Origin of the sequence: Billgrantia lactosivorans (assembly GCF_003254665.1) — a bacterium.
Taxonomy (GTDB): Bacteria; Pseudomonadota; Gammaproteobacteria; order Pseudomonadales; family Halomonadaceae; genus Halomonas; species Halomonas lactosivorans.
Genome location: NZ_QHGY01000001.1, coordinates 478,228 through 502,044, shown reverse-complemented (window position 1 = coordinate 502,044; position 23,817 = coordinate 478,228). Strand labels below are relative to the sequence as shown.

18 protein-coding genes are annotated in these 23,817 nt (G+C 67.0%); 11 read left to right on the top strand and 7 right to left on the bottom strand.

Translation table 11 applies throughout. The annotated features are described in order from the left end of the window. Nucleotides 1–35 precede the first annotated feature (35 nt). The gene (locus DIS04_RS02145; protein ID WP_111412071.1) at nt 36–614 is read left to right on the top strand and encodes a hypoxanthine-guanine phosphoribosyltransferase; all 579 of its coding nucleotides are present in this window, start codon (nt 36–38) and stop codon (nt 612–614) included. Between the two features lie 141 nt (nt 615–755). On the opposite strand, the gene aptA is transcribed toward DIS04_RS02145, so the two are convergent. Continuing rightward, a complete protein-coding gene (aptA, locus tag DIS04_RS02140) occupies nt 756–2,096 on the bottom strand; it encodes an omega-aminotransferase AptA (RefSeq protein ID WP_111412070.1) in 1,341 nt (446 codons plus the stop codon). A 167-nt stretch (nt 2,097–2,263) separates the two neighbouring features. On the opposite strand from aptA, the gene DIS04_RS02135 reads away from it, so the two are divergent. Next, nucleotides 2,264–3,184: a LysR family transcriptional regulator gene (locus tag DIS04_RS02135; RefSeq protein WP_111412069.1), complete on the top strand. Its 921-nt coding sequence runs from the start codon at nt 2,264–2,266 to the stop codon at nt 3,182–3,184. Between the two features lie 68 nt (nt 3,185–3,252). Here the strand turns inward: DIS04_RS02135 and nhaC are convergent, their stop codons facing one another. Next, entirely contained in the window at nt 3,253–4,776 is a 1,524-nt protein-coding gene (nhaC, locus tag DIS04_RS02130; protein ID WP_111412068.1) for a Na+/H+ antiporter NhaC, read from the bottom strand. Between the two features lie 269 nt (nt 4,777–5,045). Between nhaC and DIS04_RS02125 the strand changes: the two genes are divergently transcribed. Continuing rightward, on the top strand, nt 5,046–5,528 hold the full coding sequence (locus DIS04_RS02125; protein WP_111412067.1) for an Lrp/AsnC family transcriptional regulator: 483 nt from the start codon (nt 5,046–5,048) through the stop codon (nt 5,526–5,528). Between the two features lie 181 nt (nt 5,529–5,709). Here the strand turns inward: DIS04_RS02125 and DIS04_RS02120 are convergent, their stop codons facing one another. Further along, on the bottom strand, nt 5,710–7,413 hold the full coding sequence (locus tag DIS04_RS02120) for an AMP-binding protein (protein ID WP_111412066.1): 1,704 nt from the start codon (nt 7,411–7,413) through the stop codon (nt 5,710–5,712). A 115-nt stretch (nt 7,414–7,528) separates the two neighbouring features. Then, nucleotides 7,529–7,972: a MerR family transcriptional regulator gene (locus DIS04_RS02115; RefSeq protein ID WP_111412065.1), complete on the bottom strand. Its 444-nt coding sequence runs from the start codon at nt 7,970–7,972 to the stop codon at nt 7,529–7,531. 225 nt (nt 7,973–8,197) lie between these two features. On the opposite strand from DIS04_RS02115, the gene DIS04_RS02110 reads away from it, so the two are divergent. The 6 genes from DIS04_RS02110 to DIS04_RS02085 all read left to right on the top strand — a co-directional run bounded on the left by DIS04_RS02110 (nt 8,198) and on the right by DIS04_RS02085 (nt 15,614). Beyond that, nucleotides 8,198–9,370, top strand: coding sequence for an acyl-CoA dehydrogenase family protein (locus DIS04_RS02110; RefSeq protein WP_111412064.1), 1,173 nt, complete (start codon nt 8,198–8,200; stop codon nt 9,368–9,370). Nucleotides 9,371–9,383: 13 nt separating this feature from the next. After that, entirely contained in the window at nt 9,384–10,538 is a 1,155-nt protein-coding gene (locus DIS04_RS02105) for an enoyl-CoA hydratase/isomerase family protein (RefSeq protein WP_111412063.1), read from the top strand. A 77-nt stretch (nt 10,539–10,615) separates the two neighbouring features. Next, nucleotides 10,616–11,512, top strand: coding sequence for a 3-hydroxyisobutyrate dehydrogenase (gene mmsB, locus DIS04_RS02100; RefSeq protein ID WP_111412062.1), 897 nt, complete (start codon nt 10,616–10,618; stop codon nt 11,510–11,512). Between the two features lie 71 nt (nt 11,513–11,583). Next, the gene (locus tag DIS04_RS02095; RefSeq protein ID WP_245904455.1) at nt 11,584–12,975 is read left to right on the top strand and encodes an MATE family efflux transporter; all 1,392 of its coding nucleotides are present in this window, start codon (nt 11,584–11,586) and stop codon (nt 12,973–12,975) included. A gap of 83 nt (nt 12,976–13,058) precedes the next feature. After that, on the top strand, nt 13,059–14,240 hold the full coding sequence (locus DIS04_RS02090) for an acyl-CoA dehydrogenase (protein WP_111412060.1): 1,182 nt from the start codon (nt 13,059–13,061) through the stop codon (nt 14,238–14,240). A gap of 168 nt (nt 14,241–14,408) precedes the next feature. After that, nucleotides 14,409–15,614 (top strand): CaiB/BaiF CoA transferase family protein, encoded by a 1,206-nt coding sequence (locus DIS04_RS02085; RefSeq protein WP_111412059.1) that lies wholly within the window; start codon nt 14,409–14,411, stop codon nt 15,612–15,614. On the opposite strand, the gene DIS04_RS02080 is transcribed toward DIS04_RS02085, so the two are convergent. Together DIS04_RS02080 and ppsR are read right to left on the bottom strand one after the other, a co-directional pair. Beyond that, entirely contained in the window at nt 15,611–16,420 is an 810-nt protein-coding gene (locus tag DIS04_RS02080; protein WP_111412058.1) for a DUF3750 domain-containing protein, read from the bottom strand. The two genes, DIS04_RS02085 and DIS04_RS02080, sit on opposite strands and share 4 nt — an antisense overlap. A 15-nt stretch (nt 16,421–16,435) precedes the next feature. Further along, a complete protein-coding gene (ppsR, locus tag DIS04_RS02075) occupies nt 16,436–17,269 on the bottom strand; it encodes a posphoenolpyruvate synthetase regulatory kinase/phosphorylase PpsR (protein ID WP_111412742.1) in 834 nt (277 codons plus the stop codon). Nucleotides 17,270–17,516: 247 nt separating this feature from the next. Between ppsR and ppsA the strand changes: the two genes are divergently transcribed. Both ppsA and ggt read left to right on the top strand, forming a co-directional pair. Continuing rightward, the gene (gene ppsA / locus DIS04_RS02070; RefSeq protein ID WP_111412057.1) at nt 17,517–19,889 is read left to right on the top strand and encodes a phosphoenolpyruvate synthase; all 2,373 of its coding nucleotides are present in this window, start codon (nt 17,517–17,519) and stop codon (nt 19,887–19,889) included. 106 nt (nt 19,890–19,995) lie between these two features. Then, a complete protein-coding gene (gene ggt / locus DIS04_RS02065; RefSeq protein WP_111412056.1) occupies nt 19,996–21,825 on the top strand; it encodes a gamma-glutamyltransferase in 1,830 nt (609 codons plus the stop codon). Between the two features lie 34 nt (nt 21,826–21,859). On the opposite strand, the gene DIS04_RS02060 is transcribed toward ggt, so the two are convergent. Beyond that, nucleotides 21,860–23,731: a glycerophosphodiester phosphodiesterase family protein gene (locus DIS04_RS02060; RefSeq protein WP_111412055.1), complete on the bottom strand. Its 1,872-nt coding sequence runs from the start codon at nt 23,729–23,731 to the stop codon at nt 21,860–21,862. Between the last annotated feature and the right edge of the window lie 86 nt (nt 23,732–23,817).

The window sequence follows — 23,817 nt, the reverse complement described above, 5'->3', positions numbered from 1 at the left end:
CCCTTTTCTTTTACCTGCGTTGACACGAGTCCTTCATGCCCAAACTCGAAGCCGATTTCCACGACTCCCTGGCCACCATGCGCGACGTCATGGAGAGCGCCGACTGCCTGATCAGCCACGCCGAGGTCGAACGCGCACTGGACCGCATGGCCGAGCAGATCACCGCCGACCTGGGTGACAAGCTGCCGGTGTTCTACTGCGTGATGAACGGCGGTCTGATCACCACCGGCCATCTGTTGACCCGCCTGGGCTTTCCGTTGGAGGTCGACTACCTCCACGCGACCCGTTACCGTGGCGGCCTGCGCGGCGGGGAGCTGTTCTGGCGGGTGTCGCCCGAGATACCCATGGCCGACCGCCACGTGGTGATCGTCGACGACATTCTCGACGAGGGCGCGACGCTCGCCGCCATTCTCGCTTACTGCCGCGAGGCGGGAGCGGCGAGCATCTCCACCGCGGTACTGGTGGACAAGCGCCACGACCGCAAGGCGGTACCCGGCCTCAAGGCCGACTACTGCAGCCTCGAAGTGGTCGACCGCTACGTGTTCGGCTTCGGCATGGACTACAAGGGCTACTGGCGCAATGCGCCGGGGATATTCGCGCCCAAGGGCCTCTAGGAACCCTGATGCCTGCGCGAGCGTATCGCTGCGCCTCGCGCTTCAGCCCGCACGACGATTCGTGCAGCTTCGCGCCGACGGCTGGATGGCCTCGAGTGAACGCGCCAGGCGCCCAGCGCCTGGCGCGTTGCCCGGCGGCGCTCAGTCGAGCTCGGCAATGGCTTCGCCGAGCACGTTGACGAGCCGATCGATCTCGTCGCGCTCGACGATGAAGGGCAGGCCGAGCTGGATGGTGTCGCCCCCGTAGCGCACGTAGAAGCCCTTCTCCCAGCACTTCATGGCGATCTCGAAGGGACGCCGCGCCGGTTCGCCCGGATAGCTTTCGATCTGCAGAGCCCCGGCGAGTCCGTAATTTCGGATATCGCTGATATAGCGGGTGCCCCCGAGGCCGTGCAGCGATGCCTCGAAGACCGGACTTATCTCGCGTACGCGGTCGATCAGGCGGTCGTTCTCGAGCACGTCCAGGGCCGCCAGCGCCGCGGCACAGGCCACCGGGTGTCCCGAGTAGGTGTAGCCGTGGGGCAGCTCGAGCATGTAGTCGGGCCCGCCCTGTTCCATGAAGGTCTGGTAGATCTCGCCCTGCACGATCACAGCACCCATCGGCACGGCACCGTTGGTCAGCTGCTTGGCCACGTTCATGATGTCCGGCACCACGCCGAAGGCCTCGGCGCCGGTCATGGCGCCCATGCGGCCGAAACCGGTGATGACCTCGTCGAAGATCAGCAGGATGTCGTGCGCATCGCAGATCTGGCGCAGCCGTTGCAGGTAGCCTTTGGGCGGCGGGATCACGCCGGCCGAGCCGGCCAGGGGCTCGACGATCACCGCGGCGATGTTGGAGGCATCGTGCAGGGCGATCAGGTCAAGCAGCTCCTCGGCACGCTCGGCACCACGCTCGGGCATGCCCCTGGTGAAGGCATTCTCCGCGAGCAGGGTATGGGGGAGGTGGTCGGCATCGACGCCCTGGCCGAACAGGACACGGTTGGCGCCGATGCCGCCCAGGCTGATGCCACCGAAGTTGACGCCATGATAGCCCTTGGCCCGGCCGATCAGCTTGGTCTTGGTCGGCTGGCCCTTCTTGCGCCAGTAGGCGCGTGCGATCTTCAACGCAGTGTCGGCGCTCTCCGACCCGGAGCCGGTGAAGAACACGTAGTCGAGCCCCTGGGGAGTCAGGCCGCGTATGCGATGGGCCAGCTCGAAGGCCTTGGGGTGGCCGAACTGGAACGCCGGGGCGTAGTCCAGCTCGGCTAGCTGGCGGGTCACCGCCTCGCTGATCTCGGGGCGACAGTGACCGGCCCCGCAGGTCCAGAGCCCCGATAGACCGTCGAAGACGCGACGACCCTCGGCGTCGGTGAAGTAGCTGCCCTCGGCGCCCACGATGATGCGTGGGTCGCGCTTGAACTGGCGGTTGCCGGTGTAGGGCATCCAGTAGGCGTCCAACTGCGCCTGGCTCAGGCCAGCGTGCAGGGTCTCTCGAGCTGTCATCTCAGCACCCTCTGTCGGCGTTGAAGTCAAGGCCATGAGAGCAGGCTAGCCCGGCTCGCTGCTAAGTTACATCTCGATTTTTTGAATCTCATGCAAGTGATTGCTTAACTTTCTTTCTGGACGGCGCTACCCTCGAAGCCGAACGCACTGCTGCAAGGAACACGCCCATGTCCCGCCGCAAGGAGGGGCTGTCGGCCCCGCCCGGCGACGCCGATCTGCGCCTGCTGAAGATCTACCGCAAGGTGGTGGAGTGCGGCGGCTTTTCCGCCGCCGAGGTGGAGCTGAACATCAGCCGCGCCGCCATCAGCATGGCGATGAACGATCTCGAGACCCGCCTCGGCCTGCGACTCTGTCAGCGCGGGCGCAGCGGCTTCTCGCTGACCGACGAGGGCGCCGAGGTCTACCAGGCCACGCTTCAGCTGCTGGCCGCGGTGGAGGGGTTTCGCACTCGCGTCAACGGGCTGCATGCCTGGCTCAAGGGCGAACTCAACATCGGCATCACCGACAACCTGGTGACCATGCCGCAGATGCACATCACCAACGCCCTCAGCGCACTCAAGGAGCGCGGCCCCGACGTGCGCATCAACATCCGCATGGTGCCGCCCAGCGACATCGAGCTGGCGGTGCTCGACGGCCGCCTGCATACCGGGGTGATTCCTGCGCTCAAGACCTTGCTGGGGCTAGACTACCTGGCGCTCTACGGGGAGACGTCGCGGCTCTACTGTGCCTCCGGCCATGCCCTGTTCGATAGCGTCGCGGTGTCCGAGCGGCAGCTGGCTGACTGCGACGCCGTGGTGCCGGCCTATGCCCAGACACCCGAGGTCAAGGCGCTGCATGAACCCCTCCGGGCCGCTGCCTCGGCCACCGACCGCGAAGGCATCGCCTTTCTCATCCTCTCCAACCGCTACATCGGCTACCTGCCGACTCACTATGCCGAACGCTGGGTGGCCAGCGGCCGGATGCGGGCGCTCGACCCCGAGCGCTGGCACTACGTCACTCGCTACAGTGCCATCACCCGCAAGGGGGCCCCGCCCAACCTGGTGCTGGAAACCTATCTCGAGGAGCTGCGGCGGCTGGTCGGTCGTTGAGACCTGACCCGGCAGGCATGGTCCGCCGGGTCGAGGGGGAGTGGCCCCGGCGACGCCGGGGCTCTGAGTCAGCTCGCCCGAGGCGCAGGAGTGGTGCCTGCTGCCGCCTCGCCGGCGGCGCCCAGGTCGGTCGCGATGGCCTCGCCCTGCTCCTGCCAGAGCTGGCGCTCCTCGTCGCTGGCGCGCGGTGAGAACAGGCCGGTCTGTGCATAGACCAGGCCGATCACCGGCGACAGCCAGCAGGCGAAGGCCAGCGGGATGTAGAGCAGGTTCTCGACGTTGCCGTCGCTGATGCCGAGGGCCAGGGCGCTGATCACGAAGGCGCCGCCGGCATTCCAGGGTATCAGGGGCGAGATGAGGGTGCCGCCTTCCTCGATGGCGCGCGACAGGTTCAGGGTCGAATAGCCCATGCCGCGATAGGTGGGGGCGTACATGCGGCCGGGCAAGGCGATCGAGAGGTAGGGGTCGCCGGCGACCAGGTTGGTGGAAACCGAGGTCAGCACCGCCGAGGTCTGCAGGCCGGCAAAGCTGCGCACCTTGGTCATGATGGCGCGGATGATCGCCTCCAGGCAGCCGGTCTTTTCCAGCGCGCCGCCGAAACCCAGCGCGATGAGCACCAGCGAGATGGTCCACATCATCGACTGGATGCCGCCGCGGTTGAGCAGGCTGTCGATAGCGGAGACGCCGGTGTCGATCGAATAGCCGCTGTTGGCATAGGTCAGCACGTCGTGCACGCCGACTCCCTGCACGACGATGGCGGTGACCGCACCGGCCAGGGCGCCGGCGAAGAGCGACGGAATGGGCGGCATGCGCTTGACCGCCAGCACGATGACCAGCACCGCCGGCAGCAGCAGCCAGGCAGAGATGGTGAAGTTCGCCTGCAGCGCAGAAGTGATGGCATCGATCCGCTCGAAGGAGGCGGAACCATCGTCGATCAGAGTGAAGCCGGCGCCGAGGTAGATGGCGAAGGCGATCAGCATGGCGGGGATCGTCGTCGGCATCATGTTCCGGATGTGGGAGAAGAGATCCGTGCCGGTGACCGCCGGGGCGAGGTTGGTGGTATCCGACAGCGGCGAGACCTTGTCGCCGAAGAAGGCACCCGAGACCACCGCACCGGCGGTCCAGTACATGGGGATGTCGAAACCGGCGCCGATGCCCATCAGGGCCAGGCCCACCGTGCCGACGGTACCCCAGGAGGTGCCCAGCGCTAGCGACACGATCGAACACAGCAGCATGGCGGCGGCCAGGAAGATGGTCGGCGAGAGGATCGTCAAGCCGTAGTAGATGAGGGTCGGCACGGTGCCGCTGGCGATCCATACGCCGATGATCATGCCGACGCAGATCAGTACCGAGACGGAGGGCAGGGAGACGTGGATGACGTGGAAGACGCCCTCCTCGATCTGTTTCCAGCGGAAGCCGAGCTTGACGCCGACGAGCGCCGTGATGGCCAGGCCGATAGCGAGGGGGATATGCGGGGTGAAGTCACCGAAATAGAACAGTTGCACCGCCAATACCAGCAGTGTCAGGACGACGGGAGTCAGTGCCAGCGGCAAGCTTGGCTGCTGGTACTCGATGGAGGTTGGACTTTTCATGTCAGTTTTACCTTGGGACGAATTGGCATTGTTCTTGGTTGGCTTGAGGATCAAGCACTGCAGTGACCGACGCTGGTTGTCATGCTCTGGACGTCGGGATACCGGTTTCGCTACGGGACTCGAGTCTCCTCCTCTCGGTTGATCGTCGCGGGTCATCCAGGAAGCACCTGGCTACAAGCCTCATTGTTGGCCAGATTCGATAGGAATTGGCTCTAAATAACGCTAGATTGGTTTACCTTTGTCCTTGATAAAGAAAAAAGGTAGGCAAAATGGCTAACAAGCTGGATCGTATCGATCGCCGTATCCTCAACCAGCTGCAGGAGAACGGGCGGCTTTCCATCGTCGAGCTGGCCAGCCGGGTCAACCTGACCAAGACGCCTTGCGCGCAGCGCGTGCGCCGGCTGGAGCAGGCCGGCATCATCCGCGGCTACCGCGCCGACCTCGACCCGCAGCAGTTGGGGGCAGGGCATGTGCTGGTGGTGCTGGTGACCATGGAGAAGACCAGCGAAGACGCCCTGGATCGTTTCAACGAAGCCGTGCGTCTCATTCCGGAAGTGCAGGGTTGTTACATGGTGGCGGGAAATTTCGACTACCTGCTCAAGGTGAGAACCCACGATATTGCCCATTACCGGGCCGTGCTGGTCCAGCAGATCGGCCGCTTGCCGAATGTCCACCAGACGCATTCCTTCGTCGTGATGGAGCTGGTGAAGGACGAAGTGACGGTACCGGTACCGGTGGATTTCGGCGCCTGAACGGAGACCCGCGGTGTCGCCATGCTCCCCGTCCGCTCAGGGCCCGGCCTTGGCGGACCCCGACGCCGGTGGTCAGGGTAGCTGGTCGGCTTCTTGTACAGGCTGCCGAGGTCGAAACGATAGCGCCCCTGGCGAAGCAGGGGCGCAGTGACGGCGAGGCCGGTCGGAAGTCGATGGGCGTTCAGGCCAGGCCCAGCTCGTGGGTGGCTTCCTCGCGCATCTTGAACTTCTGGATCTTGCCGGTGACGGTCATCGGGAACTCGTCGACGAACTTCACGTAGCGCGGGATCTTGTAGTGGGCGATCTTGCCCTTGCAGAACTCCTTGAGCTCGTCGGCGGTGAGCTGCTGGCCGTCGCCCAGCTTGACCCAGGCCATCACCTCCTCGCCGTACTTCTCGTCGGGCACGCCGATCACCTGCACGTCGGAGATGGCGGGGTGGGTGTAGAGGAAGTCCTCGATCTCGCGCGGGTAGATGTTCTCGCCGCCGCGGATGATCATGTCCTTGATGCGCCCGACGATGGCCACATAACCTTCCTCGTCCATGGTCGCCAGGTCGCCGGTGTGCATCCAGCCGGCGCCGTCGATCGACTTGGCGGTGGCTTCCTCGTTGTTCCAGTAGCCGAGCATCACGCTGTAGCCGCGGGTGCACAGCTCGCCGGTCTCGCCGCGCGGTACCACGGCGCCGGTCTCGGGGCTGACCAGCTTCACCTCGAGGTGGGGGTGGATCGTGCCCACGGTGGTCACGCGTTTCTCCAGCGGGGCGTCGGTCTGGGTCTGGAAGCTGACCGGGCTGGTCTCGGTCATGCCGTAGCAGATGGTGACGTCCTGCATGTTCATCTTGTCGATGACCTTGCGCATCACCTCGATCGGGCAGATCGAGCCCGCCATGATGCCGGTGCGCAGGCTGGAGAGGTCGTACCGGGCGAAGTCGGGATGCTCCAGTTCGGCGATGAACATGGTCGGCACGCCGTAGAGCGCCGTGGCCTTCTCGTCCGAGACCGCCCTGAGGGTGGCCTCCGGGTCGAAGCCGTCGCCCGGGTAGATCATGGTGGCGCCGTGGGTCATGCAGCCGAGGTTGCCCATCACCATGCCGAAGCAGTGATAGAGCGGTACCGGGATCACCAGACGATCCTTCTCGCTGAAGCCCATGGTGCGGGCGACGAAGAAGCCGTTGTTGAGGATGTTGTGGTGGGACAGGGTGGCGCCCTTGGGCGCCCCGGTGGTGCCCGAGGTGTACTGGATGTTGATCGGCTCGTCGAACTGCAGCGTGGCCTGGATCTCGGCCAGGTGCGCGGCGGAAACCTCGTCGGCATGGGCCAGCATGCTCTGCCAGCTGAACATGCCGGTCAGGGCGCGATCGGCGTCGAGGCAGACCACGCGCTTGAGGTCGGGCAGCCGGGCACTGGCGAAGGTGGAGGGGGCGCCGTCGCGCAGTTCCGGTGCCAGCTCGGCCAGGGTGGCCACGTAGTCGGAAGTCTTGAACTTGCCCTGCAGGATGAGCGTGGACGTGCCGGACTGCTTTAGCGCGTACTCCAGCTCGTGGGTGCGATAGCTGGGGTTGATGTTGACCAGGATGGCGCCGATCTTGGCCGTGGCGAACTGGGTGATGGTCCACTCGGCGCAGTTGGGCGACCAGATGCCCACGCGGTCGCCTTTCTTGACCCCCAGGGCGAGCATGGCCCGGGCGGCCTGGTCGACCGCCTGCTGCAGCTCCTTCCAGGTGTAGCGCAGCCCCTGGTGCAGGCTGAGCAGGGCCTCGCCATCGGCGAAGCGCGCCACGGTCGCATCGAAGCAGTCGCCGATGGTCTCGCCCTTCAAGGGCGTATCGCTGATGCCGCTGACGTAGCTGTTCGTGACGCGTTCTTGAAGTGCTTGGCGTGTCATCGTGATACCCGTCTTGTTGTGCAGTTGGCTGCGGTAGTCGATTGCCGATGGGCGCCGTGACCGGGCCCACCCGTTGTGCGGCGTGGCAAGGACGTCGCGTCGCCTTGGTGGGACGCTAGGGCTGGCCGAGGCGTTCGAGCACCTCGCGGGCGCGCATCTCCACGTCATCGAGCTCGCGCTGCATCAGGCGGATGTCCTCCAACTGGCGCTCCATGTTGCTGCGCTTGTCGGCGAGGATCTCCAGCAGCCGCTTGAGCTGTCGCGCATTGCCGTCGGGCATGGCGTCGTACATCTCGATGACCTCGCGGATCTCGGCCAGCGAGAAGCCCAGCCGCTTGCCGCGCAGGGTCAGCTTGAGGCGAACGCGGTCCTTCTCGTGGTAGATGCGGGTCTGGCCTCGGCGCTCCGGTGCCAGCAGGCCCTCCTGCTCATAGAAACGGATGGTGCGCGGCGTGACCTCGAACATTCGGGCCAACTCGCCTATGGAATAGGTACGACGTTGCCGAGGCAGGCTGCTGCCGTTGACCGAGTCGGTGGCTTCCGCTTTGGATATGCGCATCGCTGAATTGTCCTATGAGTTGGGCGGGGCCGTCTGGCGGTGTCCCTCCACTAACCGCAACACTAGACGACGTTGACGTTAACGTAAAGTAGTTGTCGACCAAGGGAGGTATGCGATAAAACCTAGCAAGTGCTAGGTTGGTTGGCGATGGGGCGCGGCCTCGCCGAACCTGCCGGCCCGATTCTGCCGGACGAACGGTCCGCCAAATTTCTTGAGGACAGCGCAATGGATTTCTCCCTGACCGATGACCAGAAGGCGCTCGTGCAGGCCGCCGCAGACTTCTCGCGGGCGGAGCTGGCCGATCATGCCGCCGAATGGGACGCCACCTCGCACTTTCCGGTCGACGTCATCCGTCGCGCCGGGGAGGCGGGCTTCCTCGGCATCTACATTCCCGAGGAGCGTGGTGGCCTGGGGCTGTCGCGGCTCGACGCCTCGTTGATCTTTGAGCAGCTCTCGCAGGGCTGCATCGCGACGACCGCCTATCTTACCATCCACAACATGGTGGCCTGGATGGTGGCCAGCTGGGGCAGCGAGGCGCTGCGACGGACCTGGGTCGAGCGGCTGATCGGCGGCGAGTGCCTGGGCTGCTACTGCCTGACCGAGCCGGGCTCCGGTTCGGATGCCGCCAGCCTGCGGACCAGGGCCGTGCGCGAAGGGGACGAGTATGTCATCAGCGGCTCCAAGATGTTCATCTCCGGCGCCGGCGCCAACGACGTGATGGTGGTGATGGCGCGCACCGGGGCGCCCGACAGCGGCGCGGGCGGCGTCTCGGCGATCCTGGTGCCGGCCGATGCCGCGGGCATCGAATACGGCAAGAACGAGGAGAAGATGGGCTGGAAGAGCCAGCCCACCCGGCTTGTCAGCTTCGACGGCGTGCGGGTGCCGGTGGCCAACCGCCTGGGCGAGGAGGGCGAAGGCTTCAAGCTGGCGATGAAGGGCCTCGACGGGGGCCGACTGAACATCGCCAGCTGCTCGCTGGGGGCCGCCCAGCATGCGCTGACCCTGGCGCGCAACTACCTCGGCGAGCGCAAGCAGTTCGGCCGCGAGCTGGCGCAGTTCCAGGCGCTGCAGTTCAAGCTGGCCGACATGGCCACCGAGCTGACCGCGGCCCGGCTGATGGTGCGCCATGCCGCCTGGCGGCTCGATCACGACGACCCGGAGGCGACTGCCTACTGCGCCATGGCCAAGCGCCATGCCACCGACATGGGCTTCAACGTCTGCAACGAGGCGCTGCAGCTGCACGGCGGTTATGGTTACCTGAGGGAGTTCCCCCTCGAGCGCATGGTGCGCGATACGCGGGTGCACCAGATCCTCGAGGGAACCAACGAGATCATGCGCGTGATCGTGGCCCGCCGCCTGCTGGCGGACGGCGTGATCGAAGCGCTGCAATCATCATGAGGAGAACAGTGGCATGACGGAACTTGCGGTCATCTTCGATGAGCTGCCGACCCGCGACGGCGGCAGGATCGGCGTCGCCACGCTCAACGCACCGAAGTCGCTCAATGCGCTGTCGCTTGAGATGGCGCGACAGCTCGACGCCAAGCTCGAGGCCTGGGCGGTGGATCGCAGTGTCGTCGCGGTGTGGCTGGAGGGGGCCGGGGAGAAGGCCTTCTGCGCCGGTGGCGACGTGGTGGCGCTGTACCGCTCCATGACCGAGGAGGGCGACGATCCCGGCGCCGGGCGCGACAGCCTCTTCGCCGAGGCCTATTTCACCACGGAATACCGCCTCGACTACCGCATTCACACCTACCCCAAGCCCATCCTGGTATGGGGCGACGGCATCGTCATGGGCGGCGGCCTGGGCCTGCTGGCCGGGGCGTCGCGTCGCCTGGTCACCGAGACCACGCTGATCGCCATGCCCGAGATCACCATCGGCCTCTACCCCGACATCGGCGCCAGCTGGTTCCTCAACCGCATGCCACCGGGGGTTGGCGCCTACCTCGGCATCACCGGGGCCCAGCTCAACGCCCGCGATGCGCTCGACCTGGGGCTGGCGGACCACTTCGTGCCGCGCGAGCGCCGCGACGCGCTGCTCACGGCCCTGGGCGGAGCCGACTACGGCTCGCGCACCCCTCGCGAGCTGCAGGCCGGCGTGCAGCGGGTCCTCGACGAGCTCGAGGCTCGCAGCGAGGCGCCCTCGGCGCGGGTCTGGCCGCTGCTCGACCATCTCCAGGCGCTCGTCGGCCAGGTCGATGCCGCCGCGGCGGTCGGGCGTATCCTGAAGGACGACCGCGACGATGCCTGGCTGGTCGCCAACCGCAAGCGGCTCGCGGCCGGCAGTCCGCTGAGCGCGCACCTGGTCTGGCGCATGCTCGAGCGGCATCGCTGCACCAGCCTGGCGGATGCCTTCCGCGACGAGCTCAATCTCTCGGTGCAGTGCTGCCGCCAGGGCGACATCGCCGAGGGGGTTCGGGCATTGTTGATCGACAAGGACAAGAACCCCAGGTGGCGGCATGCGAGCGTCGAGAGCGTGCCCGAGGCGGACCTGCAGGCGCTGCTGGCCCCCCTCTGGAGCGCGGAGGAGCACCCGCTGCGCGATCTCGGCGCCGGGCACCGCGTCGGCTGAGCCGGGAGGCGACCGGCGTTGCGCCGTGGCGACGCCAACAACACACACAATTCAAGCAACGATCAGGAGCTGCTCGCATGAAAATCGCCTTCATCGGACTCGGCAACATGGGCGCCCCGATGGCCCTCAATCTGGTCAAGGCCGGCCACGAGGTGAGCGTCTTCGACCTCGTCGACGCCGCCATGCAACGCCTCGCGGAGGCGGGCGCCCAGGCCTGCGCCAGCGCCCAGAGCGCGGCCAGCGGGGCCGAAGTGGTCATCTCGATGCTGCCGGCCGGCCAGCACGTGCGCCGGCTCTATCTCGGTCGCGACGACTCCCCGGGGCTGTTCGAGGCGCTGAACGACAAGCCGTTGATCATCGATGCTTCGACGATCTCGCCGGAGGATGCCCGGGTGTTCGGCGAAGCCGCCCGGACGCGCGGCCTGACCTATCTCGATGCGCCGGTTTCCGGTGGCGTGGGCGGTGCCCAGGCCGGCACCCTGACCTTCATCGTCGGGGGCAGCCAGGCCGGCTTCGAGCAGGCCAGGCCGGTGCTCGAGGGCATGGGCAAGAACATCTTCCATGCCGGCGAGGTGGGGGCCGGCCAGGTCGCCAAGATCTGCAACAACATGCTGCTCGGCATTCTCATGAGCGGCACCGCCGAGGCCCTGGCGCTGGGGGTCAAGAACGGGCTCGACCCGGCCGTGCTGTCCGAGATCATAAAGCAGAGCAGCGGCGGCAACTGGGCACTCAACGTCTACAACCCCTGGCCCGGCGTGATGGAGAACTCCGCCGCCTCGCGCGACTACCAGGGTGGCTTCTTGACCGACCTGATGGCCAAGGACCTGGGGCTGGCCTGGGAACTGGCGCTGGGGTGCAAGGCCACGGTGCCGATGGGCTCCCAGGCGCGCAACCTGTTCGCCCTGCACGCGGCCCAGGGCAACGGCGGGCTGGATTTCTCCAGCATCCAGAAGCTCTATCGCGCCGGAGAATGACGCCTCGTCCGCTTTGGCGATTTGCCGTGGAACGGGCACAATCCTGTGCCCGTTCCCCGTAGCGAGATGTCATGTCCCCGCCACCCTCTCCCGCAGCGCGCCCCATGCGCCGTGAGCTGCTCGAAGGGCCCATCGCCCTGACCCTGCTGCGCAAGTGCCTGCCCGTGGTGGGCGGCATGATCGCCATGATGAGCTTCAACCTGGTCGACACCTGGTTCGTCTCGCGGCTGGGGCCGCAGCCGCTGGCGGCGGTGTCGTTCACCTTCCCGGTGGTGTTCGCGGTGATCAGTCTGGCCATCGGGCTGGGCATCGGCACCTCGGCGGTCGTGGCGCGTAGGCTGGGGCAGGGCGACTTCGCGACGGTCAGGCGACGCGCCACCGATGCCGCGCTGCTGGCACTGGCGGTCGGCGTGCTGCTGAGCGTGCTGGGCCTGGCCACCCTCGAACCGCTGTTTGGCCTGCTGGGGGCCGATGCCGCTCTGCTGCCGCACATCCGTGACTACATGGGCACCTGGTACCTCGGGGCGGCCGCGGTGATCGTGCCGCGCGTCCTCAACAGCGTGCTGCGCGCTCAGGGCAACACGCTGGTACCCGGCTTGATGATGGCGCTGGCCGCGCTGCTCAACGGATTGCTCGACTGGCTGCTGATCTTCGGCGTGGGACCGCTGCCGGCACTCGGCGTACAGGGGGCCGCGCTGGCCACGGTGCTGAGCTGGGCCGCCATGACCGCGGCGCTGTTCTGGCAGCGTGAACTGCGCGACTGCCTCGACCTGCGCCGGCTCACGCCGAGCGGCCTGATGGCGTCGTGGCGCGAGCTCTCGCGGATTGCCGTGCCGGCGGCGATCACCAGCGTCTTCACGCCGCTGGCGCTGGCTCTCGTCACGCGTATCGTCGCCGGTCACGGGCATCAGGCCGTGGCCGGCTACGGCGTCGGCACCCGGATCGAGGCCATCGCCCAGATCGGCGTGCTGGCGCTCTCCATGACGCTGCCGCCCATGGTCAGCCAGAACGCCGGGGCCGGACAGCACGACCGCGTGCGTCGCGCCATCCTCGGCTGCTTCGCCTTCGTGCTGGCGTGGCAGCTCGGCGTCTGGCTGCTGCTGCAACTGCTCGCCCCCTGGCTGATGGCCAGCTATGCCACAAGCGCCGAGATGGCCGAGGTACTGCGCAGCTTCCTGTGGTGGGTGCCGCTGGGCCTCGGCGCCCAGGGCGTTGTGATTCTCGCGGTATCCTCGTTCAACGCCCTGCACGAACCCACCCGCGCCATGCGCCTCTCGGTGATCCGGCTGTTCCTGCTCACGGTGCCGCTGGCCTGGCTGGGCGGTGTGGTGGCCGGTACCCAGGGCATCTTCATCGGGCTGTTCCTGGCCAATGCGCTGGTGGGGCTGGTGGCGTGGCGCAGCCTGAGCCGACGGCTGGATGTCGCGCGCGCGGATACGCCGAGTGCGGCCCCCATGCACTGAGAAAAAAGCACGGCGGGGGTTGGCAGTGCGTCCTGTTTGGTCTACATTTGTATAAAATGTAGAAATTTCTTCAGGAGTCCGCCATGAGCCAGATTACCCCCGTGACGTGGGAAGACCCGTTCCGTCTGATCGACCAGCTCGACGAAGACGAGCGCATGGTCCTGCAGACCGCTCACGACTACTGCCAGGACAAGCTGATGCCGCGGGTGCTCGAGGCCAACCGCCACGAGCGCTTCGACCGTGAGATCATGAGCGAGATGGGCGAGCTGGGCCTGCTCGGCGCCACCATCGACGGTTACGGCTGCGCCGGCATGAACTACGTCAGCTACGGCCTGATCGCCCGCGAGGTGGAGCGGGTCGACTCCGGCTACCGCAGCGCCATGAGCGTGCAGTCGAGCCTGGTGATGTACCCCATCCATGCCTTCGGCAGTGAAGCCCAGCGCGAGAAGTACCTGCCCAAGCTGGCCAGTGGCGAATGGGTGGGCTGCTTCGGCCTCACCGAGCCCGACCACGGCTCCGACCCGGGCGGCATGTCGACCCGCGCCGTGCGCACCGAGAACGGCTGGCGCCTCAACGGCACCAAGACCTGGATCACCAACTCGCCCATCGCCGACGTGTTCGTGGTGTGGGCGCGTGACGAGGAGGGCGTGGTCAACGGCTTCATCCTCGAGCAGGGGATGAAGGGGCTCTCGGCGCCCAAGATCGAGGGCAAGTTCAGCCTGCGTGCTTCCATCACCGGGCAGATCGCCATCCAGGACGTGGAAGTCTCCGATGAGCAGCGCCTGCCGGGCGTGACCGGTCTCAAGGGGCCGTTCTCGTGCCTGAACCGCGCTCGCTACGGCATCGCCTGGGGCAGCATGGGCGCCGCCGAGGCGTGCTGGCACGCCGCCCGCCAGTACACCCTGGACCGCAAGCAGTTCGGCCGCCCGCTGGCCGCCAACCAGCTCATCCAGAAGAAGCTCGCCGACATGCAGACCGAGATCGCCCTGGGCCTGCAGGCGGCGCTGCGCGTGGGCCGCATGATCGATGCCGGCCAGCTGGTGCCGGAGGCGATCTCGCTGATCAAGCGCAACAACTGCGGCAAGGCGCTCGACATCGCCCGGGTGGCCCGCGACATGCACGGCGGCAACGGCATCGCCGACGAATACCACGTGATTCGCCACGTGATGAACCTCGAGGCGGTCAATACCTACGAGGGCACTCACGATGTCCACGCGCTGATCCTGGGGCGCGCTCAGACAGGCATCCAAGCCTTCGCCAACTAATTCGCCAAGCTCCAAACGCTACCTCTGACGAGGAGCGCCGGGGGGAAGTCGAAGAGGAGGTCCGATGGATGGCATCGGTAGCGTACAGGGAAGTATTCACAGCGCCTCCTCGATGGTCCGACACTTCGGGGCTTGCCCACCGCAGCGACGAGTGTGGAAGGAGTCAAGATGAGTCGACCGCTGGAAGGCATCACGGTGCTCGACATGTCGCGTGTGTTGGCCGGCCCATGGGCCGGCCAACTGCTCGCCGACCTCGGGGCGCGCGTGATCAAGATCGAGCACCCCGAGCGCGGCGACGACACCCGCGGCTGGGGGCCTCCTTGGCTGGCCGCCGAGGATGAGGTCGAGCGCATGGCGGCCTATTTCCTGTGCGCCAACCGCGGCAAGCAGTCGCTGGCGGTGGATATCGCTAGCGACAGGGGCCAGGCGCTGGTTCGCCGGCTCGCGGTGGGCGCCGACATCGTGCTGGAGAACTTCAAGGTCGGCGGCCTGGCCAAGTACGGCCTCGACTACGCCAGCCTCAAGGCGCTCAACCCGCGGCTGATCGGCTGCTCGATCACCGGCTTCGGCCAGGACGGCCCCTATGCCCATCGTGCCGGCTACGACTTCATGATCCAGGCCATGGGCGGGCTGATGAGCATCGGCGGCGAGCCCGATGGCATGCCGATGAAGACCGGCGTGGCGATCACCGACGTGATGACCGGGCTCTACGCCACCATCGGCGTGCTTTCCGCGCTGCACGAGCGCGAGCGCACCGGGGAGGGGCGGCACGTCGACGTGGCGCTGCTCGACGTGCAGGTGGCCGCGCTCGCCAACCAGGCGCTCAACGCCCTGGTCAGCGGTGTCTCGCCCGAGCGCCACGGCAACGCCCATCCCAACATCGTGCCGTACCAGGCCTTCGCCTGTGCCGACGGTCACCTGGTGCTCACCGTGGGCAACGACGGCCAGTTCGCCCGCCTGGCCGAACTGCTGGGCCATCCCGAGTGGGCCGATGAGCCAGCCTATGCCACCAATGCCGCGCGGGTGGGCAGCCGCGAGGAACTGGTGCCGCGCATCCAGGCGATCCTGATGACCCGCGGCCGCGATGCGTGGCTGGCCCAGTTCGAGGCGCGCGGCATTCCCGCCGGGCCGATCAACACCATCGCCGAGGTCTTCGACGACCCGCAGGTGAAGCACCGTGGCATGCGGCGAACGCTCAGGCGCGGCCAGCTCGAGGTGCCCCAGGTGGCCTGTCCGCTGCGCTTCGACGGCGAGTCCGTCGTCAGCGAAATGGCGCCGCCCCGGCTGGGCCAGGACAGCGACGCGATACTCGCCGAGATGGGCCTGACCGAGGACGACATCGCGCGGCTGCGGCGCGAGGGCATCGTGCGCTAGCCTACCGGCACGTGCGCTAGGCTCATTCGGCCGCGGGGGGGCGGGCACTGCTCCGTGCCCAGGCCGTGGGCGGAAGACAGCAGGCCCAGGGTACCGACACCGGGCAGCTTGACACCGAGTGCCGCAGGTTCGAGGCCCACTACCAGGCCGGCGAGATTGAGCTCGACCCCCTCTCGCCAACCGATGGCAGCACCCAGCACGCCGGCCAGCGAAAACTGGACTCCCGTGCCGCTCGGGGTAGGGGCGAAAACTCCCTCGGCCAGGTAGTCCTTGCCGATGGCGCTGGAAGGCAGGGCCACGTCCAGCTCGGGCACCTCGCGGATCAGCCAGGCCACGAAGGTGTTGCTGTTGGGTCCTGGCCAGGCGCGGTAACGGTCGCGATAGGGGTAGTCCGGCAGCAGGGTTTCGATGCGCGCGATGGCGCGCTCGGCCGTGCTGCCGCAGAGTGTGGCATGCAGGGTGGGCGAGCTGCCGAACCAGGCGCGGTCGGGCGTGCCGCGGCGCGAGGAGAGCGCGGGACGTCCCCAGCCCGTCACCTGATGCAGCGTATAGCTTGCGGCTCCTTCCGGCTTGGTGGCCACCCAGGCGTGGACGGCAAAGATACCGCGCCAGTTGAAGGCCCGGGCCGAGTAGACCTGGACCACCGCTTCCTGGGTCCGGCTCGGGTCGGGCGCCAGTCCCATACTGCTGCGGTCGGCGCTGCGCCAGTCGCCGTGGATGTCGATACCCCCGAAACCCCACATGTAGAGAGGCCCGCCGGCCAGCAGCGATACCAGGATCAGCACGCCCGCGAGCCGCTTGAGCATGGCGTGGCTCTCTCGTCAGCGCGGCGAGAAACGCCGCGTCAGCCCCGTCTCGGCGATCATGCGGGTCGAGATCTCCTCGATCGAGAAGCGCGTGGTGTCGATGTAGGGGATATGCATCTGGCGGTAGAGCCCCTCGGCCTGCTCGACTTCCTGGGTGCACTGGTCCAGCGAGCTGTAGCGGCTGTTGGGCCGCCGCTCGTGGCGAATGGCCGCCAGCCGGCGCGGGTCGATGGTCAGGCCGAACAGCTTGTGGCGGTGCTGGGCCAGGGCGCGCGGCAGCTTGAGGCTGCCGTCCTCGTCGAGGTCGTCCTCGGTGAGCGGGTAGTTGGCGGCGCGGATGCCGAACTGCAGCGCCAGGTAGAGCGAGGTCGGCGTCTTGCCGCAGCGCGACACCCCGACCAGGATCACGTCGGCCTGATGGTACTGGTGGGTGCGCGCACCGTCATCGTTGTCCAGGGCGAAATGCACCGAGTGGATGCGGTCCATGTAGACCTCGTCCTGGCCGATCGAGTGGGTGCGGCCGACGGTATAGCTCGAGTGGGTGCCGAGCTCCTTTTCCAGCGGCTTGAGGAAGGTCGAGAAGATGTCGATCTTGAAGCCCGGGGCACTGCGTATCACTTCGCGAATCGACTCGTCGACGATGGTGTCGATGATGATCGGTTCCTCGCCATCGCGTGCCGCGCTGTCCGTGATGATCTCGACCAGGGTGCGTGCCTTGTCGATGGTGTCGATGTAGGGCTTGGTCAGCATGCGCAAGTCGACGTTCTCGAACTGCGCCAGCAGGCTGCGGCCCAGGCTTTCGGCGGTGATGCCGGTGCCGTCGGAAATGAAGAAGGCGGTGCGGGACATGGCGTCGGCGGTATCCGTGGGGGTTCGGAGCCCCATTGTCGGGGCTCGTGGCGCCGGCGGCAAGGCATCGTTCCGCCTGCCTCCGGCGCACCCTGACTACAGGAAGGGCGAAAATCGCCGCGTTGTTGTAAAAAACCTCCAGTGACTTCGATGTTAGACCAATGGCGAATATGGCCGCTTCTGTTTAAGGTGGGCAGCATTGCGATTTTCGCCTGAAGCCTAGGCAACGAAGACATAAGGGGGTTATGTGGAAGACTACATCCTGTGGTTCGATCAGCTCGGCATGGATGACGTGGAGCGGGTAGGCGGCAAGAACGCCTCGCTCGGCGAGATGATCTCCAACCTGTCGGGCGCCGGCGTCACCGTCCCCGGCGGTTTTGCCACCACTGCCCATGCCTACCGCGAATTCCTGGCCCACGAGGGTCTCAACGAGCGCATCAACCAGGCGCTGGCACGGCTCGATGTCGACGATGTCGCCGAGCTCTCTCGCGTCGGCGCCGAAATTCGCCAGTGGGTGATCGACACCCCGTTGCCGCCGACCTTCGAGGCGCACCTGCGCACGGCCTACGACGAACTCGCCAGCCGGCACCCCAGCCTCAAGGTGGCGGTGCGCAGCTCGGCCACCGCCGAGGACCTGCCCGACGCCTCCTTCGCCGGCCAGCAGGAGACCTTTCTCAACATCGAGGGCTTCGACAACGTCAAGCGTGCCGTGCACGAGGTATTCGCCTCGCTGTTCAACGACCGTGCCATCTCCTATCGCGTGCATCGCGGCTACGCCCACGAGAACGTTGCGCTGTCGGCGGGTATCCAGAAGATGGTGCGCTCCGAGACCGGCGCCTCGGGGGTGATGTTCACCCTCGATACCGAATCGGGCTATCGCGAGGCGGTGTTCGTCACCGCCTCCTGGGGCCTCGGCGAGACGGTGGTCCAGGGTTCGGTCAACCCCGACGAGTTCTATGTCCACAAGCCCACCCTGGCGGCCGGCCGGCCGGCGGTGCTGCGTCGCAACCTCGGTTCCAAGCTGATCAAGATGGTCTACGGCGACGACGCCAGCGCCGGCAAGTCGGTCGCCACCGTCGACGTACCGCTCAAGGATCGTGCGCGGTTCTGCATCGGCGACGACCAGGTCATGGCGCTGGCACGCCAGGCGGTCACCATCGAGCAGCACTACGGCCGACCGATGGACATCGAGTGGGCGCTGGACGGCGACGACGGCGAGCTCTACATCGTCCAGGCCCGCCCGGAGACGGTGGTCTCCCAGCAGGAGGGCGGCAAGCTCGAGCGTTTCCACCTGCGGGAGAAGGGGCGCACCCTGGTGAGCGGCCGCGCCATCGGCCAGCGCATCGGCCGCGGCGCGGTGAAGATCGTCTTCACTCCCGAGGAGATGGACAAGGTCAACGCCGGCGACGTGCTGGTCACCGACATGACCGACCCCGACTGGGAGCCGATCATGAAGCGCGCCTCGGCGATCGTCACCAACCGCGGCGGCCGTACCTGCCACGCGGCGATCATCGCCCGCGAGCTGGGCATTCCCGCCGTGGTCGGCTGCGGCGATGCCACCGAGATCCTCGAGGAAGGCCGCGACGTCACCGTCTCCTGCGCCGAGGGCGATACCGGCCACGTCTACGAGGGCCTGCTGGACTACGACCGTCGCGTCACCAGCGTCGACGCGATGCCCGAGATCCCGTTCAAGATCATGATGAACGTGGGCAACCCGGATCGCGCCTTCAGCTTCGCCAGCCTGCCGCATGCCGGCGTCGGCCTGGCGCGCCTGGAATTCATCATCAACCGCATGATCGGCGTGCACCCCAAGGCCCTGCTCGAGTACGACACCCTGCCGCTGGAGCTGCAACAGACCATCAACCTGCGTACCGCCGGCTATGCCAGCCCCGTGGACTTCTACGTCGACAAGCTGGTCGAGGGCATCTCCACCCTGGCGGCGGCGTTTCATCCGCAGCGGGTGATCGTGCGCCTCTCCGACTTCAAGTCGAACGAATATGAGAACCTGATCGGCGGCAAGCTCTACGAGCCGGGCGAGGAGAACCCCATGCTCGGCTTCCGCGGCGCCTCGCGCTACATCTCGGATGCCTTCCGCCCCTGCTTCGAGCTGGAGTGCAAGGCGCTCAAGCGCGTGCGCGACGAGATGGGGCTCGACAACGTCGAGATCATGGTGCCCTTCGTGCGCACCACCGAGGAGGCCCGCGAGGTGGTGGAACTGATGGCCGCCAATGGGCTCAAGCGGGGCGACAACGGGCTCAAGGTGATCATGATGTGCGAGCTGCCGGCCAACGCGCTGCTCGCCGATGAGTTCCTCGAGCACTTCGACGGCTTCTCGATCGGTTCCAACGACCTGACCCAGTTGACGCTGGGCCTGGATCGCGACTCGGGCATCGTGGCGCACCTCTTCGACGAGCGTAACCCGGCGGTCAAGCGCCTGCTGGCCATGGCCATCCAGGCGTGCAAGGCCAAGGGCAAGTACGTCGGCATCTGTGGCCAGGGGCCGTCCGACCACCCCGACCTGGCCAAATGGCTAATGGAGCAGGGCATCGATTCCGTGTCGCTCAACCCAGACGCGGTGCTCGAGACCTGGTTCATGCTGGCGGGGGAGACCCTGGGGTAGTTAATTCCGCTTAACATTACAAACTTGCCCGATTGATGACTCTCAATCGGGCTTTTTTTCGCCTATGCTGTACAGCTCTTACATGGAGTTACCGAGGGGCCTCTCAATGGACTTCCGATCAGTTTCCTTGGGTCGATACTGGTTAGTCACCGTTACCTCAGCTTGCCTGCTGGGCACGCCGCTGCTGGCGACTTCCGAGGCGGCCTTTCAGTACGAAGCCCCGGCCATCGAGCCGGAGGCGGCGTCCGGCTACAACGAAAAGCCGGGCTGGAGCACCGAGAGCTTCGCCGTGGCGGCGGCCAACCCGCTGGCCACCGATGCCGGCTACCAGGTCCTCCAGGCGGGCGGTTCGGCAGTCGATGCCGCCATTGCCGTGCAGATGGTCCTGACGCTGGTGGAACCCCAGTCGAGCGGGATCGGCGGCGGTGCCTTCCTGGTGCACTACGACGGCAGCGAGGTGAAGGCCTATGACGGCCGCGAGACCGCGCCGCGTGCCTCCAGCGAGTCGCTGTTCCTCAACGGCGAAGGCGAGCCCCTCGAGTTCATGGACGCGGCGGCCAGTGGCCTCTCGGTCGGCGTGCCGGGGACCGTGCGCATGCTGGAAATGGCTCACGAAAAGCATGGCAAGCTGCCCTGGGCGCAGCTGTTCGCGCCCGCCATCAGCCTGGCGGAGGAGGGGTTCGAGGTCAGCCCGCGCCTGCACGCCAGCCTCGCCGCCGAGGAAAGACTGCGCGACGACCCGCTGGCCAGCACCTTCTACTACACCGAGGAGGGCGAACCGCTGCCGCAAGGCCACCACCTGAAGAATCCCGCCCTCGGGGCGATCCTGCGGGAGATCGCCGAGAACGGCAGCAAGGCGCTGCACACCGGATCGGTTGCCGAGGACCTGGTGTTCCGGGTTCAGGATCATCCGGTTCGCCCCGGGGCGATCAGCCTGGAAGACATGGCCACCTACGTGGCCAAGGAGCGCGACCCGCTGTGCACCGCCTGGCAGGAGTACCGGGTATGCGGTTTTCCCCCGCCGTCGTCGGGTCACCTCACCATCATGCAGATGCTCGGCATCATGGAGCAGTTGCCCGCGCTGGACGAGCCGCTGGAGGAGGATCGTCCCGGCACCGAGTGGCTGCACCGCTTCCTCGAGGCGTCGCGGCTGGCCTTCGCCGATCGTGACAAGTTCATCGCCGACCCCGATTTCGTCAACCCCCCGGGCGGCGACTGGAACAGCATGCTCGACGAAGAGTACCTGGCCGAGCGCGCCGAGCTGATCGGCGAGCAGAGCGTGGGGGCCGACGGCGCCGAGCCGGGCAACCCCGGCGAAGTGGAAACGGCGTGGGCCATCCAGCCACTCCAGCCCGAATACGGCACCAGCCACATCAGCATCATCGACGAGGAGGGCAATGCGGTGGCCATGACCACGACCATCGAGTCCGCCTTCGGCTCTCGTATCATGGCCAATGGCGGCACCGGCCTGCCGGGCGGCTACCTGCTCAACAACGAGCTGACCGACTTCTCGTTCCGGCCGCTGGACTCCGACGGTTCGCCGATCGCCAACCGCGTCGAGGCCGGCAAGCGGCCGCGCTCCAGCATGAGCCCGACGCTGGTGTTCGACCGCGACAGCGGCGAGCTGCTCGCCAGTCTCGGCTCGCCGGGCGGCGCCGCCATCATCCACTACACCGCCAAGGCGCTGGTGGCGATGTTCGACTGGGGACTGGATGCCCAGGAGGCGCTCAACCTGCCGCATGCGATTACCCTGGGCGGCGCGGCCTACCTGGAGGAAGGACGCTTCCCGGCCGAGGTGATCGACGCCCTCAACGAACTCGGCCACGAGGCCAGCGAGCGCGAACTGGTCAGCGGTCTGCAGGCGATCCAGCGTACCGAGGAGGGCTTCTTCGGCGGCGCCGACCCGCGTCGTGAAGGCGTGGTGATGGGAGACTGAAGCGCTCCGGGCGGCGAGCGTCAAGACGCCGCCATCAACGCCTTAGCCAGTTGCGCATCTTGACCAGCAGGATCGCACCGTCGCTCAGTTCACGTCGGTCCCGAATGAGTTCGGCGAGGCGGTCCGGGTGGTCGGTGATGATGGCGTCCACCCCCAGGTCGATCATCTGCGACATGCGCGCCCGGTCGTTGACCGTCCAGGCGTGAACCTCGTAGCCCAGCTCGCGCGCCAGCCGGATCTCGTTGTCGGTGATGCGGTTGTGGCGCAGCCCCAGGGCATCGAAACTGCGCCGGTCGAGGGTGCCCGGCATCACCAGCTGGGCCAGCAGGGTGACGCGCAGGTCCGGCTCCCGCTCCTTGATCATCTCCAGTACGTTGGCGGACATCACCGCCAGCCTCGTCTCTCCGTTGACGTCCGGGTTGCCGCAGCGCGCGGCCTGGGCCGGCGTCACGTGGGCCAGACATTCGCGTCGCGCCTCGGTTTCCTGTTGCAGCGCGTCGAGCACGGCATCGACCAGGGGAGCTTCCTCCCCCGGGTCCGGCTTCATGTCGATCATCAGGGCGCTCTTGCCGCGCACCGCGGCGAAGGCTTCGGCGAGGGTGGGGATGCGCTCGCCGACGAAGGCGTCGCCGAACCAGCTGCCGACGTCGAAGCGGCGCAGTTCCTCGAGGGTCATCTCGTTCAGGATGCGCGGATCGCCGGCCAGCCGTTGCAGGCTGCGATCATGGAACAGCACGACTTCGCCGTCGGCCGTCAGGCGCACGTCGATCTCGACGTAGTTGGCGCGATCCTCGTTCGCCCGCTCGATGGCCGAGAGGGTATTCTCGGGCGCGGCCACCGAGCTGCCGCGGTGGGCGATGATGGCGACATCGTCGCGCAGCTCGAAGCTGTTGACGATCCACCAGGCCTGGACCAGGGCGAACAGCAGCACGGCCAGCTCCACGCCCCAGGCGAGCCGCCCCGGGTGAGCGTCGGGCGGGGGTGGGGCGGGGCGGGGTTCACGGTGGGCCAGGCGCAGGTAGAGGCAGGCCGAGAGCAGCGAGTTCGCCGCGATGCCGATGAAGGTGATGGCCAGCGTCGTCAGCACGTAGCCGGTGACGTAGGCCAGCATGGCGGGGATCAGTATCGCATTGCGCTCCGGCAGCCACCACAGCAAGGGGGTGAACACATGGTCGAACAGCGCGCTGGCCATGAAGGGCAGGGCAACGATGACCAGCAGTACGGCGATCACGACCACGGCGACCTTGCCGCGATGGCCCCGGGTCAGTTCACGGCTGCGCCTGAGGGTGGCGAGCGGCGACAGGTTCTCCAGCGTGGCGATAGGCAGCGCCAGGATCCAGCGCACGTAGAGCCAGGCCGCGACGATGGCCCAGGCGAACGCCAGCGGCGCGGCGGTCGCCAGGAAGTGCCACAGAGCGGGCGGGCGCATGCGCAGCACGTAGTAGGGGTCGAGCCCGCCGATGATCGTCTCGTAGAGCCAGCCGAGCAGCAGCGCGACGGGGACCAGCAGGAGCAGGTGAGTGCCCACCTGCAGCACCACCAGTCCGGCCAGGGTGGGCAGCCGGCGCAGGGTCTGCCACAGGGCGATGAAGGCCAGCTGGTAGTGGTTGTCGCGGCGCTTGACCGCCACCAGGATCATGCCCGCCTGCTGCAGGTAGAGCACCAGGAAGGTGAGGCCGATGGCCGCCAGCAGCCACAGCATGCCGCCCGGGCTGAGCAACAGGTCGAGCAGGGCGGCATTGGTGACGACCGGCCGGTCGAAGCGCCGCAGCAGCGCGGTGAGGCTCCAGGCCACGCCCGGCAGCAGCAGGCTGGAGGCGAGCACGGTGAAGAAGAGATGGTACGCCACCAGCGGCCGCAGGTGCTCTCGCAGGCTGCGCAGCACATCCACGCCGAGTGACGTCATCGATGCACGGGCTCTCGGGGCAGGTTCATGTCCCTAGCGTGACACCGCGGCAGGCGTCTGGGCAAGTGCCGCCGCGAGGTCGCCGG

Excerpts from the sequence above, each read along its gene's own strand:
- DIS04_RS02145 (WP_111412071.1), top strand. The coding sequence starts at position 36 with ATGCCCAAACTCGAAGCCGATTTCCACGACTCCCTGGCCACCATGCGC.
- aptA (WP_111412070.1), bottom strand. The coding sequence starts at position 2,096 with ATGACAGCTCGAGAGACCCTGCACGCTGGCCTGAGCCAGGCGCAGTTG.
- DIS04_RS02135 (WP_111412069.1), top strand. The coding sequence starts at position 2,264 with ATGTCCCGCCGCAAGGAGGGGCTGTCGGCCCCGCCCGGCGACGCCGAT.
- nhaC (WP_111412068.1), bottom strand. The coding sequence starts at position 4,776 with ATGAAAAGTCCAACCTCCATCGAGTACCAGCAGCCAAGCTTGCCGCTG.
- DIS04_RS02125 (WP_111412067.1), top strand. The coding sequence starts at position 5,046 with ATGGCTAACAAGCTGGATCGTATCGATCGCCGTATCCTCAACCAGCTG.
- DIS04_RS02120 (WP_111412066.1), bottom strand. The coding sequence starts at position 7,413 with ATGACACGCCAAGCACTTCAAGAACGCGTCACGAACAGCTACGTCAGC.
- DIS04_RS02115 (WP_111412065.1), bottom strand. The coding sequence starts at position 7,972 with ATGCGCATATCCAAAGCGGAAGCCACCGACTCGGTCAACGGCAGCAGC.
- DIS04_RS02110 (WP_111412064.1), top strand. The coding sequence starts at position 8,198 with ATGGATTTCTCCCTGACCGATGACCAGAAGGCGCTCGTGCAGGCCGCC.
- DIS04_RS02105 (WP_111412063.1), top strand. The coding sequence starts at position 9,384 with ATGACGGAACTTGCGGTCATCTTCGATGAGCTGCCGACCCGCGACGGC.
- mmsB (WP_111412062.1), top strand. The coding sequence starts at position 10,616 with ATGAAAATCGCCTTCATCGGACTCGGCAACATGGGCGCCCCGATGGCC.
- DIS04_RS02095 (WP_245904455.1), top strand. The coding sequence starts at position 11,584 with ATGTCCCCGCCACCCTCTCCCGCAGCGCGCCCCATGCGCCGTGAGCTG.
- DIS04_RS02090 (WP_111412060.1), top strand. The coding sequence starts at position 13,059 with ATGAGCCAGATTACCCCCGTGACGTGGGAAGACCCGTTCCGTCTGATC.
- DIS04_RS02085 (WP_111412059.1), top strand. The coding sequence starts at position 14,409 with ATGAGTCGACCGCTGGAAGGCATCACGGTGCTCGACATGTCGCGTGTG.
- DIS04_RS02080 (WP_111412058.1), bottom strand. The coding sequence starts at position 16,420 with ATGCTCAAGCGGCTCGCGGGCGTGCTGATCCTGGTATCGCTGCTGGCC.
- ppsR (WP_111412742.1), bottom strand. The coding sequence starts at position 17,269 with ATGTCCCGCACCGCCTTCTTCATTTCCGACGGCACCGGCATCACCGCC.
- ggt (WP_111412056.1), top strand. The coding sequence starts at position 19,996 with ATGGACTTCCGATCAGTTTCCTTGGGTCGATACTGGTTAGTCACCGTT.
- DIS04_RS02060 (WP_111412055.1), bottom strand. The coding sequence starts at position 23,731 with ATGACGTCACTCGGCGTGGATGTGCTGCGCAGCCTGCGAGAGCACCTG.